We start from the raw sequence: 13,189 nt of genomic DNA on the forward strand, positions 1-13,189 counted from the left end.
GGAAACTGACAGTATGGAAATTTCATTATTAACAGATGTTGGTCAGAAGCGTACAAATAATCAAGATTATGCCAATCAATTTGTTAATCGTGCCGGTATGACAATGGTTCTTTTAGCAGATGGTATGGGAGGTCACCGTGCCGGTAATATTGCTAGTGAAATGGCAGTAACAGATCTCGGTGCTGCTTGGGTGGACACTCAGATTGATTCTATTAACGGTGTCCGTGAGTGGTTCGCAGAGCATCTCGAAACAGAAAATCAAAAAGTTCACCAATTTGGTCAAGATGAAGAATATAAAGGTATGGGAACGACGCTTGAAGCTTTAGCGATTATTGGCAATCAAGCAATTTATGCCCATGTAGGGGATTCTCGTATTGGTTTGGTGCGTGGGGACAGTTACAAGCAATTGACAAGCGACCATTCTTTGGTGAATGAATTGCTCAAAGCAGGACAAATTACACCTGAGGAAGCAGAACGTCACCCACAACGCAACATCATCACGCAATCAATCGGTCAAAGAGGCGAAGTGCAGCCTGATGTTGGCATGATTAGCTTAGAAGATGATGATTACATTATTTTGAATAGCGATGGTTTGTCCAATATGATTTCAGAAAGTGAAATTTATGATATTATGACAAGCGATATTGCTCTTTCAGAAAAAGCGGAAACCTTGATTCGCTTTGCAAATAATGCAGGCGGTCTGGACAATATTACAGTTGCCCTGGTTCATTATCATAAGGAGGACGCAGAATGATTCAAGTCGGCAAGATATTTGCCGGACGATATAAAATCATCAAACAAATTGGTCGAGGTGGCATGGCAGATGTCTACTTGGCGAAAGACTTGATTTTAGACGGGGAAGAAGTCGCAGTTAAGGTTCTAAGAACCAATTACCAGACGGATCCAATTGCTGTAGCACGTTTTCAAAGAGAAGCACGCGCCATGGCAGACTTGGATCATCCTCATATTGTCCGGATTACCGACATTGGAGAAGAAGAAGGTCAGCAGTATCTAGCAATGGAGTATGTGGCTGGACTTGACTTAAAACGCTATATCAAAGAGCATGCTCCTTTGTCTAATGAAGAAGCGGTTCGAATCATGGGACAAATCCTTTTGGCGATGCGTTTGGCACACACGCATGGGATTGTTCACCGTGATTTGAAACCTCAAAATGTCCTTTTAACTCCAGATGGCGATGCAAAAGTAACAGACTTTGGGATTGCAGTAGCTTTTGCAGAAACGAGTTTAACGCAAACCAACTCTATGTTGGGGTCTGTACATTATTTGTCACCAGAACAGGCGCGTGGCTCAAAAGCGACCGTTCAGAGCGATATTTATGCCATGGGGATTATTTTCTATGAAATGCTGACAGGACATATCCCTTATGATGGAGATAGTGCTGTTACGATTGCCCTACAACATTTCCAAAAGCCTCTACCGTCTATTATTGCTGAAAATCCAAATGTTCCACAGGCATTGGAAAATGTAGTCATCAAGGCAACGGCCAAAAAATTGACGGATCGTTATCAGTCAGTTGCAGAAATGTATGTGGATTTATCAAGCTGCTTATCTGCTGACCGTCGAAATGAGAAAAAACTAGTTTTTGATGACACTGCTAAAGCAGACACCAAGACGCTTCCTAAGGTATCGCAAAATACGTTAACTTCTGCAAGCAAACCAACTACTCCTACGCCTATAAAAGAAGCTGTCAGTAGTAAGCCTACGCCTAAGCCAAAAGCAAAAAAGAAGCGCCGTTTAAGAACGCGCTATAAAGTTTTGTTATCAGCGGTGGTTTTAGTCATCGTAGCTCTGGTGGCTTTAGTCTATTTGAGTCCGTCAAATGTAAAAATCCCAGATGTTACTGGAAAAACTATTGCCCAAGCTCGTTCCGCTATTGAAACTGCAGGTTTGAAAGTTGGCAAGGAAAAAGACGAATACAGTGATTCTGTTAAAAAAGATTCAGTTATTCGCACCAATCCAGAAGCGGGAACGCAACGTCGTGAGGGCAGTACGGTGGATCTGATTGTCTCAAAAGGAACTAAAACTTTTATTATGGAAGATTATAAAGGTCAGAAAAGAGCAGATGCTATCAACAATCTGGTACAAAAATACAAGGTTTCAAAAGGCTTAATTAAAACAGAAGAAGTGGAAAGTAATGAGTATGCGGCAGGAACAGTTGTTGATCAAACACCAGCAGCAGGCAGCACTTATGATTTGACTTCAAAGACACGTATTACGTTAAAAGTAGCGAAGTCCGTTTCAAGTGTCACGATGCCAAGCTATATCGGCTCAACCTATGAATTTGCTTATAATAATTTGACGGAAGTGATTGGTATTCAAGGTGCGAATATTGAAAAACGTACGGTTACAACAGCTCCAGCGGGTACACAGGCAAATACGATTATCAGACAAACCCCAGAAGCTGGTCAGTCTTTGAATTTGAAGAGTGATCGCATTGTCTTATATGTATATGAGCCAAAAAACGAAGATTCTTCAACATCTGAAAGTAGTTCACAATCTGATAGCAGCTCAAATAAAACTAGCCCATCCTCTAGCAGTTCGTCAACTAGTGGTAATGATGGAAGCAGCTCAAAAACACCAGACACAAGTGCTAGTGCAAGTAATTAAAAAAGAGAGAGGATAAAATCGTAGTTTTGTTAAACCGATTTTCCCTCACTCTTTTTTTGCACTCGTTTTACATCATTGATAAGCATTGCTTCTGCTCAATCAAGTTTATCCAGTATATTGTAATTAAAAATATTAGCTTCTAGGACTACAAACTAGAACTTTAAAATATTTTCTTCCAGTTCACTCCCTTCTTTTCATACCTTAGCCGGAGGAATTTTTGTAAGTTTTTGATACAATAGAGTAAGAAAGGTATCGAGGCTATGAGAAAGATCCAATTTTTTATCTTTGTTGAATCTATTCTATTAACATTTGCATTAGTGACCATTTTGTCTGGTCATTTTTCACGTGTTATTCTTTTTTTGGTGCTCTTCTTGTTATTGCTCTATTATTATTTTGGAAAACAAAGAGGAAATTTTCTGCTAGTAACCTCTACCATACTGCTCTTTTTCATTATTATGCTCAATCCTTATGTTATTGCTGCCTTGCTCTTTGCGGTCATTTATGGCATGATTGTGGCTTATCCTTACATTTATAAGGAAAATGGAGTGACGAATCTCATCTTTGATGATGCAGTAGAACAAAAACGTGAAAAAAATCAATGGTTGGGAAATCTTCATCATTTTGGCTCATCAGATACCTGTCGATTTGATGACATCAATCTTTTCCGTCTTATGGGTAAAGATACGATTCATTTGGAGCAAGTGATTGTTACAAACCATGATAATGTGATTGTTTTGCGAAAATTTTTCGGGAATACAAAAATTATTGTGCCAGTTGATGTGGCAGTCAGCTTGAAAGTGAATAATCTATACGGTGAATTGCAGTTTTTAGACCAACCTATCTATGAATTGCGAAATGAAAGTTTCAGTCTAACGACGCCAGACTTTAAACGAGCACATAAAAGTGTCAAAATTATCCTATCAACATTTGTAGGGAATATTGAGGTGGTTCGTAAATGAAAAAAGTCTACTATCTCTTGATTAGTTTTTATTCCTTACTCATTTTAGGGATTATTATTCATTATATTTTTGCTCTATTTGATTTTGACTGGCAATTGGTTTTTAGTAATGTAGAGCGACTGGAAAAATTCAGTTTCTTTGTGATTGTGCTCACTGTATCTCTAACGATGCTGATGATTTTAGGAATCAAAGTGATTCAAACGGTAACATTGTCGACCATTCAGTCGAATTTGAAAAATATTTTGGAAGGTCGAAAATTACAAGAAGTACAGCAACCGGAAATTGACGCTTCCTTTCGGCAGGTATCAGAGAAAGTAAATCATTTAACAGAAAATCTACAAAAGTCAGAGAACCGTGCCTTACAAAATGAAGAGACGATTATTGAGAAAGAGCGCAAGCGAATTGCGCGTGACCTACATGATACGGTCAGTCAAGAGCTTTTTGCTGCCAATATGATTTTGTCAGGTGTGACAGGTCAAGTGGAGAATTTAGATAAAGATGCATTATCAAAACAATTGATTGGCGTATCAGGAATTTTAAATACAGCTCAGCGTGATTTGCGTATCTTGCTTTTACATTTGAGGCCGACAGAGTTGGAAGGGAAAAGCTTGGTTGAAGGGCTGAACCTCATTTTGAAAGAGCTATCAGATAAAAGCGATATTGAGGTAAGTTTTCACCATGATGTGCAAAAATTACCGAAACAGATTGAGGAGCATATTTTTAGAATTGCTCAGGAAATTATCAGTAACACGCTTCGCCATGCCAATGCAAATCATTTAGATGTTTATCTATACCAAACACCGTACGAATTGCAGTTAAAGATGACAGATGATGGAATTGGCTTTGAGCGTACCTCATCTGATGAATTGAGCTATGGTTTGAAAAATATGGAAGAAAGAGTAAATGATATGGCAGGAACAATGCAGATTTTAACGGCTCCTAAACAAGGAGTAGCGATTGACATTCGTGTACCTTTATTGAAAGGAGTTTAGGATGCAGATTTTATTAGTAGATGACCATGAAATGGTACGACTTGGCTTGAAAGGTTATTTGGATTTACAAGACGATGTGGATGTAGTGGCAGAAGCTTCAAATGGTCGCGAAGGAGTTGAAAAAGCTTTGGAGTTGCGCCCGGATGTGATTATGATGGACATTGTTATGCCTGAAATGAGTGGGATTGAAGCGACACTTGCTATTTTGAAAGAATGGCCTGAAGCTAAAATTCTCATTTTGACTTCTTATTTGGATAATGAAAAAATTTATCCGGTTTTAGACGCAGGTGCTAAAGGATATATGCTGAAAACATCTAGTGCTGATGATATTTTACGAGCTGTCCGAAAAGTAGCTAAGGGTGAACTTGCCATTGAAACAGAGGTCAGCCAAAAAGTGGAATATCATCGAAATCATATTGAATTGCACGAAGATTTGACTGCGCGTGAGCGAGATATTTTAGGACTACTGGCAAAAGGTTATGAAAATCAACGCATAGCAGATGAATTATTTATTTCTTTAAAGACAGTGAAAACACATGTGTCCAATATCTTATCAAAGCTAGAAGTGAGCGATCGTACACAAGCTGTTGTTTATGCTTTCCAACATCACCTTGTCCCACAAGATGACATTTAGTGGTATAATAGAAAGCAGAATAATTCCTAGAGGGAGATTATGGACGCAAAATTAAAATATAAATCCAAGAAAATCAAAATCGTCTTTTTCGATATTGATGATACGTTGCGAGTGAAAGAGACTGGCTATATTCCGGACTCTATCAAAACGGTGTTTAAACAGCTGAAAGAAAAAGGAATTTTGACAGGAATTGCTTCAGGGAGAGGGATTTTTGGTGTAGTGCCGGAGTTGAAAGCGTTGCAGCCTGATTTTTTTGTCACCTTGAATGGGTCCTATATTGAAGATAAGGCAGGAAAGGTTATTGCGCAAACTCCGATTGCTCGAAATGTGGTAGAAACTTATATCGCTTGGACGAAGGAAATTGGGATTGACTTTGGACTCGTCGGCAGTCATCAGGCAGCCCTTTCGACACGGACGCCTCTCATCAATGAAGCGATTGATATTGTGTATCCTGATTTACCTGTTCAACCGGATTTTTATCAAGACTACAATGTTTATCAGATGTGGACATTTGAAGATATCGGAGATAGTTTGCAATTACCAAAAGACTTGGGAGAACATCTGCGCTTGGTTCGCTGGCATCCGCATTCATCAGATGTGGTTCTGACAAATGGTTCAAAAGCATCTGGGGTTGCGAAAGTTGTTGAGTATCTAGGATTGAAACCGGAGAATGTCATGGCTTTTGGCGATGAACTCAATGATTTAGAATTGTTTGATTATGCAGGTATCAGCGTTGCTATGGGGATTTCCCATGAAAAGATCAAAGCAAAGGCTGACTTTGTGACAAAAACAGTAGAAGAAGACGGCATTTTTTATGCCTTAGAGGAGTTAGGAATGGTAGAAAAAGAATTGCATTTTCCGCAAGTGACGATTGAAAAAACAGAAGGTCCGAAAGCGACTATTAAAACCAACCACGGAGATTTGAAAATTCAACTATTTCCAGAGCAAGCGCCGAAGACAGTAGCGAATTTTATCGCTTTATCAAAGGATGGCTACTATGATGGCGTGATTTTCCACCGCATTATCAAGGATTTCATGATTCAAGGTGGAGATCCAACTGGTACGGGCATGGGTGGCGAATCCATTTATGGTGAAAAGTTTGAAGATGAATTTTCACCAGAATTGTATAATATCCGTGGAGCACTTTCAATGGCTAATGCTGGTCCAAATACAAATGGCAGTCAATTTTTCATCGTGCAAAATAGCAAGATTCCTTATGCACAAAAGGAATTGGAACGAGGTGGTTGGCCAGCACCGATTGCTGAAATCTATGCAAGCAAAGGTGGAACGCCGCATTTGGATCGCAGGCATACTGTGTTTGGTCAATTGCTAGACGAAGCTTCTTATCAAGTGTTAGATAAGATTGCGGCAGTTGAAACTGGTGCAATGGATAAACCACTGGAAGATGTTGTGATTGAAACCATTAAAGTTGAGGATTGAGATGAAAATTGGTGAAAAACTAAAAGGCCGAATTACCGGTATTCAGCCTTATGGTGCTTTTGTGGAACTAGAAACGGGTGACATGGGATTGATTCATATCTCAGAAATTCGGACAGGATATATCGAAAATATCCATGAAATTCTGCATGTTGACGATCAGGTCTTGGTGCAAGTGATGGACTATGATGAATTTTCGGGCAAGGCTAGTTTGTCAATGAGAACTCTGGAAGAAGAGAAGCATCATTTGCCTAAACGCCATCGCTTTTCAAATGACCGTTACAAGATTGGTTTTGCACCGCTCGCCAAAAGTTTGCCGACTTGGACCAAGGAAGCAATGGATTTTCTGAATCAATCAAAAGAAGAAACTGATGAATAAGCATCAAAGCAGACTTTAAATACTCAATATAAAGCCCTCAATAGAATGGTTCTATGAGGGCTTTTATGTGTTTTCGTACATTAAGGAGTGGTTGTATCATCACATATGCTCTACTTAATATACCATTACATCAAGGTATACTCATCTGGCAGCATAATAGTTTCTTTACCATTATTGTCAGTCACAAAGATTTCTCGTGGAAAAAATGGATCGAAAGCGTCATTAAAATCAAAAGAGACAGTAGTTGACAGACTTGCTTCGGAAAATCGAAATGTTAATTTTCCTTGATGGTTGATGAGTTCAAATCGAAGAAGTTCATCTAATTCAAACACACCTTTTAAAAAATTATCAATGATGTACCAGAAAGAATCAATAATGTCATCTGGCAAACTTGTTACAACGCCAAAGCTGGCATAACGTCCACGTGTATTTGTAAAAGCCATTGTTTCTTCCTTTCTGTGCTCATTCATCAAAGGATTTTCTATATGATACATAAAATAAGCTTGAATTGCAAGAAATTGTTCTTTGAAAATCAAAAAGGACCAGAGGTCCCTTGGCAACTTTAGCGATTCTTTAGCTCTACATAACGTTTGTACCAAATATTGACATAGGCTTGTGAAAAAGGTCCACGCTCATTATTAATCCAGTCTACTAAGATTTTCACATTCTCCTTGAGAATGTAATCTAAATCATTGGAATAGTTCATTTGCCGCTTGTGGCGCTCGTATTCATCTACATCCAGCAATCGCTTTTCACCATTGGTGAAGACTTTGACATCTAAATCATAATCTATGTATTTTAATGCTTCTGCATCAAGATAATAGGGGCTGGCTAGATTGCAATAGTAGGAAATCCCATTTTCGCGGATCATAGCGATAATGTTAAACCAATATTTTTTATGAAAATAGACAATAGCTGGCTCACGTGTCACCCAACGCCGCCCGTCACTTTCTGTGACCAAGGTATGGTCATTGACACCAATAATGGCATTTTCTGTTGTTTTTAGTACCATGGTGTCGCGCCAGGTGCGGTGCAGACTTCCATTATGCTTATAACTTTGAATTGTAATAAAGTCGCCTTCTTTTGGAAGCTTCATCTTCTACCAACTTTCTACAATTAATCAGGTTATCGCTCTTATTGTAACATATTTTCATGAAAAAACATAAATAAACCTTACATTTTTTATAGATATTCTCTGAGAGCGCTAGCAATATCAGAAAAATCATAACCTTTGCGAGCGAGTGCTTGGGTGAGGCGTTGTTTTAACTCATATTCGTCATATTTTTTAGAATATTTGCGGTATTGCTTATCTAATTCTTTGTACAGTAATTTCTGCTGAGTTTCCTCATCTTCTTTGATGTCTAAGGTTTGATAAGCTGCCTTAGCTTCGGTATAGGAAAAGCCTTTGTTCATCATAGATTGAAGAATTTTATCTTGCAGGGCCTTACTTGGTAGTTTGCTTTGATAGTTGCGGAGTAGTTTTGCAGCAACTTTTTGACTTACTTCTGTAAAATCAAATTTGCATAATTCTTCATCAATAATAGGAGCTGTGATACCTTTTTGAGCCAATTTTTGCTTGAGGACAAAAGCACCTTTATCACCAGATAGAAGATTGGAATGAATAAAGGAATAAGCATATTGTCTGTCATCTATCCAGTTATCTTTTATGAGAATCGTTAGTACTTTCTCGATGGTATCTAAGGAAATCTCGTATTTTGTCAAATAATCCCGCACTTCTTTGACAGTTCTTTGCTTGAAAGAAAGATAATATAGAGCTAGATTTTTTCCGTAAGAAAACTGTGCGTAGTCCTGAATTTCTTTTAATTCTTGCTCACTGATATTCATGCCTTTTGATAACATAAAGTGAACGATAGTATCTTCAGTGATGTAAAGTTTGTCAATTTCGTCCAATTCTAAAAGATAGAGACGCTTTTTCTTTTCAATTTTAGTGATTTTCATAATCATTCTTTCGATAACTTGTGTGAAATTTGGAGCTAATGAATGGGATAGTAAGTGTGACTATTAGCCAAATGCTTCAAAAGCTGCGATAAGTCGTAATTTCTCGGAGTTGATATTTTCTCGACCATAGTAGTCCAAAAATAGGTCGCCATATTTTGGATTGCCTAGATTATAATTCAGTGACCAGATAGCCCAGTAAAGGTCAATGTGGCGATCACTAAAGCCAGATAGCCCAACATCAATGAAACAGGAGAACGTCTTAGCGTCTTTTAAGATAAAGTTGGGCAAACAAGCGTCACCGTGAATAAATGCATCTCTTGTAAGAAGATGTCCCTGTTCTTGGATAAGCTGATAGGCTTCTTTTCTACTGCGAATCTGAAATTGTGGCAGGAGAGCTTTTTCATAGAAAAGCCCTTTTTGATAATTCTCTTCCGCTAGCTGAATATAGTTCTTTAGAAGTGAGTTTGTGGGAAAGTGGACTGGTTGGAGGTTATGGAGCTGTCTTAGCGCTGTTGCCATGGTTTGGCAGAGGACTTCTGGTTGGTCTAGCACTTCCAATCCTGATATGCCGGATGCTTCTTTAGTGAGCAAGTAGTCCCTGTCTTGGCTGATGTATGTCAAGACAGGAACACCGAGCCCTTGTTTGTCAAACCATTTAGCACATTGTGCCTCTCGTGCTAGCTTTCTTTTTTGGTCTATTTTAAGATAGTAGCCTGTGTCTAGATAAAGCACGGTTGCGCCTGAGTGGGAAGAACTGTCATACAAAGTGGCTTTCTCTGTATATATTCGTAATTCTTCTGGGAATTGAGAAATTGTGAGAGTTACTTTTTCTTTTTTCATACTGATTATTGTACCATATTCTCAACATTATCGTGTTGGCATGGTATAATAGGCTTATGAGTTTGAAAGTAAAGCAAAGAATCCCTTTAAAAATTAAGAAAATGGGAATTAATGGGGAAGGGATTGGATTTTATAAAAAGACATTGGTCTTTGTACCAGGTGCTTTAAAAGGTGAGGATATTTTTTGTCAAATCACGACGGTTAAGCGTAATTTTGTCGAAGCAAAACTGTTGACGATTAACAAACGCTCTAAGTATCGAGTAGAGCCTCCTTGTGAGATTTATGAAAAATGCGGGGGCTGCCAGATTATGCACTTGCATTATGACAAACAGTTAGAATTTAAGACAGATCTGCTGCGGCAGGCTTTGAAAAAATTTGCACCTCAAGGTTATGAAAACTACGAGATTCGTCCAACGATTGGTATGCAAGAACCTCAATATTATCGAGCGAAGTTGCAGTTTCAAACACGGAAATTTAAGGGAGATGTAAAAGCGGGTCTTTATGCGCAGAATTCTCATTATCTGATTTCTTTGAAAAACTGTCTGGTTCAGGATAAGGTAACGCAGAGAATTATCAATAAAGTGGCCCTCCTTTTGGGGAAGTACAATTTTCCTATTTATGATGAGCGAAAAAATGCCGGCGTTCGGACGGTTATGATTCGCAGGGCTCGGAAAACGGGACAGGTGCAGATGATTTTTGTTACGGGAAAGAAGTTGGACTTTTCTCCAGTCATTCGTGATTTGTCAGCAGAATTTCCAGAGTTGGAAATAGTGGCGGTCAATTACCATACGACAAAATCAAGTGAAATCTATGGAGATAGGACGGAGATTATCTGGGGGAAAGAAACCATTCAGGAAGGTGTTTTGGATTACGAGTTTTCCTTATCGCCTAGGGCTTTTTACCAGCTCAATCCAGAGCAAACAGAGGTGCTTTACAGTGAAGCAGTTAAGGCTCTGGATGTCGATTCAAAGGATTGCCTGATTGATGCTTATTGTGGTGTGGGAACGATTGGCTTTGCTTTTGCTAAAAAAGTAAAGTCTCTTCGTGGCATGGATATTATACCAGAAGCTATTGAGGATGCTAAGCGAAATGCCAAGAAGATGGGCTTTGACAATGCTTATTATGAGGCTGGGACTGCTGAAAGCATTATTCCTCGTTGGTACAAGGAAGGTTACCGAGCAGATGCCTTGATTGTGGATCCGCCACGGACTGGCTTAGATGATAAGCTGCTTGAAACGATTGTTCGTTATGCACCAAAGAAAATGGTTTATGTCTCCTGTAATGTCTCTACTCTAGCTAGAGATTTGGTGCAATTGAGCAAGGTCTACGATGTTCATTATATTCAATCTGTGGATATGTTTCCCCACACAGCCAGGACCGAGGCTGTAGTGAAGTTGGTAAGGAAAGAGGATTAGAATGGATATTTGGGAAAAAATGTATGAAGAAGCTAAGGAGCTCTATAATCCGCATGAGGTATCACCCTTTGTGTACGCTAATCATGTTGTAGCAGCTATTGAAGCAGAGGATGGAAAGATTTATACCGGCTTTTGCTTTGCTCCAACAGCTTGAGGGCTGTTGGAGGTTGCAGATAAAATCAACGAAGTTGATATCAATAAATCTGGTGTTTTTCATCTCTGCGCTGAAAGGGCAGCAGCTTTTAATATGTATCAGTATTCTGGACAGACAAAAATGAAACGAGTATTGGCTTTTCGTGATAAACCGCCTTATGGCGGAGGTTCTGGTATGCCTTGTGGGGCGTGTAGAGAATTTCTAATGGAGTTGAATCCTGAAAATCGTCATCTGGAGTTTATGTTGGATTTTGAAAAACGAGAAACGATTACTTTGGGAGAACTCATGCCTTACTGGTGGGGACAAGAACGTACTGAAAATGACGGGAAATGATATGAAACACTTTTACTGTATGTTAGAATAATATACGAGGCACTTTCTAACAACGAAAGTTCAAAGAATCAGGATGTAAAAATTGCAAAGAAGGTATTCTGTAGCAATGCTATTGATATTTTATAGTATTTGGTAAATGGAATAGAATGACTTGTTCATGAGTGAGTCTAGTTTGAGGCAGATGACAAATAGGCGACAGAAGTTGAGCAACTAAAATGAAACGCAAATATTTTAACTGCTTCAGCAATAGAAAAACTTGTAGAGATTATTTTCTACAAGTTTTTTCTATTTTACAAGGAAATCTCTATATTTTCCAATACTTTTTGTGCATCTGAGACGATTGTTTCAATGATTTCTTTGCATGGTCGGATTTCTTTTATCATACCAGCAATTTGACCGCACATCATGGAGCCGTTTTTGGTATCTCCGTCATATACAGCTTTTGAGAGAGCTCCGATAGTAATCTCTTCCAATTCCTCACGGCTGGTACCTTTATTTTCAAGCTCTATATAATGGTCTGTCATTTCGTTTCGGATACAACGAACGGGGGCACCCGCCCTCCTGCCTGTGACAGCTGTATCTGTATCATTTGCCTTGAGAACGGCTTCTTTATAACTTTCAGCGATTGGACATTCTTTGGATGCGAGAAACACAGTACCGAGTTGAGCTCCTTGTGCACCTAAAACGAAAGCAGCGGCAAGTCCACGACCGTCTGCAATACCTCCTGCACCAATTACGGGAATATCAACCGCATCAGCGATTTGTGGCAGCAAAGCCATGGTATTGGTGCTACCGATATGACCACCCGCTTCAGCTCCTTCAGCGATAACAGCGTCAACACCTAATTCCTGCATTTTTTTAGCATGTTTCACGCTGGCAATGACCGGAATAACCTTGATACCTGCTTCTTTGAGAGCAGGCAGAATAAATTTAGGGGTGCCAGCACCAGTTGTCACAACAGGAACTTTTTCTTCGATGATAACATTCACAAGCTCTTCGACATTTTTCAGCATCAGCATCACATTAACAGCGAATGGTTTGTCTGTGAGTTTACGCAATTCACGAATTTCTTCGCGCAATTGGTCGCCAGTCATACCACCTGAAGCAATAATCCCCAAGCCACCCGCTTCTGAAACAGCAGCAGCCAACTGATAGTGAGAAATTTGCGCCATAGCACCTTGAAAAATTGGATATTTGATGTTTAGTAAAGTTGTAATAGACATACTATCTCCTTAGTTCTGTTTTTGAAATTATTATATCACGATTATAAAAACGTTTTCAAATCCGTGATTTAATAATCTTTCTTTTATTTGTGAAATATTTTGCTTTGAAAAGAGGGGTTATCAATTATTTTACTTGTGAAAAATACAAAATCATTTTATTATAACAAATACTTATACTATATTAAAAATAGTTATAGATGCTTGATTCAGAAAAATGGAATGAGGCAAAGATAAAG

Annotated in this window: 13 protein-coding genes and 1 pseudogene; 9 read left to right on the forward strand and 5 right to left on the reverse strand. The window is 38.8% G+C overall.

What is annotated here, in order from left to right:
• Positions 1-13: 13 nt before the first annotated feature.
• The 7 genes from EHW89_RS01910 (at position 14) to EHW89_RS01940 (ending at position 7,029) form a co-directional block, all read left to right on the forward strand.
• Entirely contained in the window at positions 14-754 is a 741-nt protein-coding gene (locus EHW89_RS01910) for a Stp1/IreP family PP2C-type Ser/Thr phosphatase (protein ID WP_003025814.1), read from the forward strand.
• Positions 751-2,628 (forward strand): Stk1 family PASTA domain-containing Ser/Thr kinase, encoded by a 1,878-nt coding sequence (gene pknB / locus EHW89_RS01915; protein WP_126466518.1) that lies wholly within the window; start codon positions 751-753, stop codon positions 2,626-2,628. The genes EHW89_RS01910 and pknB overlap by 4 nt, the downstream gene beginning before the upstream one ends.
• A gap of 260 nt (positions 2,629-2,888) precedes the next feature.
• Positions 2,889-3,587: a cell wall-active antibiotics response protein LiaF gene (liaF, locus tag EHW89_RS01920; protein ID WP_126466519.1), complete on the forward strand. Its 699-nt coding sequence runs from the start codon at positions 2,889-2,891 to the stop codon at positions 3,585-3,587.
• Entirely contained in the window at positions 3,584-4,579 is a 996-nt protein-coding gene (locus EHW89_RS01925; RefSeq protein ID WP_126466520.1) for a sensor histidine kinase, read from the forward strand. Before liaF ends, EHW89_RS01925 begins: the two co-directional genes overlap by 4 nt.
• 1 nt (position 4,580) lies before the next feature.
• Positions 4,581-5,213, forward strand: a complete 633-nt coding sequence (locus EHW89_RS01930; RefSeq protein WP_003043328.1) for a response regulator transcription factor — start codon at positions 4,581-4,583, stop codon at positions 5,211-5,213.
• 39 nt (positions 5,214-5,252) lie between these two features.
• Entirely contained in the window at positions 5,253-6,653 is a 1,401-nt protein-coding gene (locus EHW89_RS01935; RefSeq protein ID WP_126466521.1) for a bifunctional Cof-type HAD-IIB family hydrolase/peptidylprolyl isomerase, read from the forward strand.
• A 1-nt stretch (position 6,654) separates the two neighbouring features.
• Positions 6,655-7,029, forward strand: coding sequence for a S1 RNA-binding domain-containing protein (locus tag EHW89_RS01940; protein WP_003025803.1), 375 nt, complete (start codon positions 6,655-6,657; stop codon positions 7,027-7,029).
• A 125-nt stretch (positions 7,030-7,154) separates the two neighbouring features.
• On the opposite strand, the gene EHW89_RS01945 is transcribed toward EHW89_RS01940, so the two are convergent.
• The 4 genes from EHW89_RS01945 to EHW89_RS01960 all read right to left on the reverse strand — a co-directional run bounded on the left by EHW89_RS01945 (position 7,155) and on the right by EHW89_RS01960 (position 9,828).
• Entirely contained in the window at positions 7,155-7,472 is a 318-nt protein-coding gene (locus EHW89_RS01945; protein ID WP_003031462.1) for a DUF960 domain-containing protein, read from the reverse strand.
• A 119-nt stretch (positions 7,473-7,591) separates the two neighbouring features.
• On the reverse strand, positions 7,592-8,125 hold the full coding sequence (gene ntdP, locus EHW89_RS01950; protein ID WP_003031472.1) for a nucleoside tri-diphosphate phosphatase: 534 nt from the start codon (positions 8,123-8,125) through the stop codon (positions 7,592-7,594).
• A gap of 86 nt (positions 8,126-8,211) precedes the next feature.
• On the reverse strand, positions 8,212-8,988 hold the full coding sequence (gene recX / locus EHW89_RS01955; protein ID WP_006267569.1) for a recombination regulator RecX: 777 nt from the start codon (positions 8,986-8,988) through the stop codon (positions 8,212-8,214).
• A gap of 63 nt (positions 8,989-9,051) precedes the next feature.
• The gene (locus EHW89_RS01960; RefSeq protein WP_126466522.1) at positions 9,052-9,828 is read right to left on the reverse strand and encodes an aminoglycoside 3'-phosphotransferase; all 777 of its coding nucleotides are present in this window, start codon (positions 9,826-9,828) and stop codon (positions 9,052-9,054) included.
• Positions 9,829-9,884: 56 nt separating this feature from the next.
• Here EHW89_RS01960 and rlmD point away from each other — a divergent pair, with 56 nt between their 5' ends.
• Both rlmD and EHW89_RS01970 read left to right on the forward strand, forming a co-directional pair.
• On the forward strand, positions 9,885-11,243 hold the full coding sequence (rlmD, locus tag EHW89_RS01965) for a 23S rRNA (uracil(1939)-C(5))-methyltransferase RlmD (RefSeq protein ID WP_126466523.1): 1,359 nt from the start codon (positions 9,885-9,887) through the stop codon (positions 11,241-11,243).
• Between the two features lies 1 nt (position 11,244).
• Positions 11,245-11,730, forward strand: a pseudogene (locus EHW89_RS01970) (cytidine deaminase family protein).
• Positions 11,731-12,020: 290 nt separating this feature from the next.
• Here EHW89_RS01970 and EHW89_RS01975 read toward each other — a convergent pair.
• Positions 12,021-12,953 (reverse strand): nitronate monooxygenase, encoded by a 933-nt coding sequence (locus EHW89_RS01975; protein ID WP_126466524.1) that lies wholly within the window; start codon positions 12,951-12,953, stop codon positions 12,021-12,023.
• Between the last annotated feature and the right edge of the window lie 236 nt (positions 12,954-13,189).

Origin of the sequence: Streptococcus periodonticum (genome assembly GCF_003963555.1) — a bacterium.
Taxonomy (GTDB): domain Bacteria; phylum Bacillota; class Bacilli; order Lactobacillales; family Streptococcaceae; genus Streptococcus; species Streptococcus anginosus.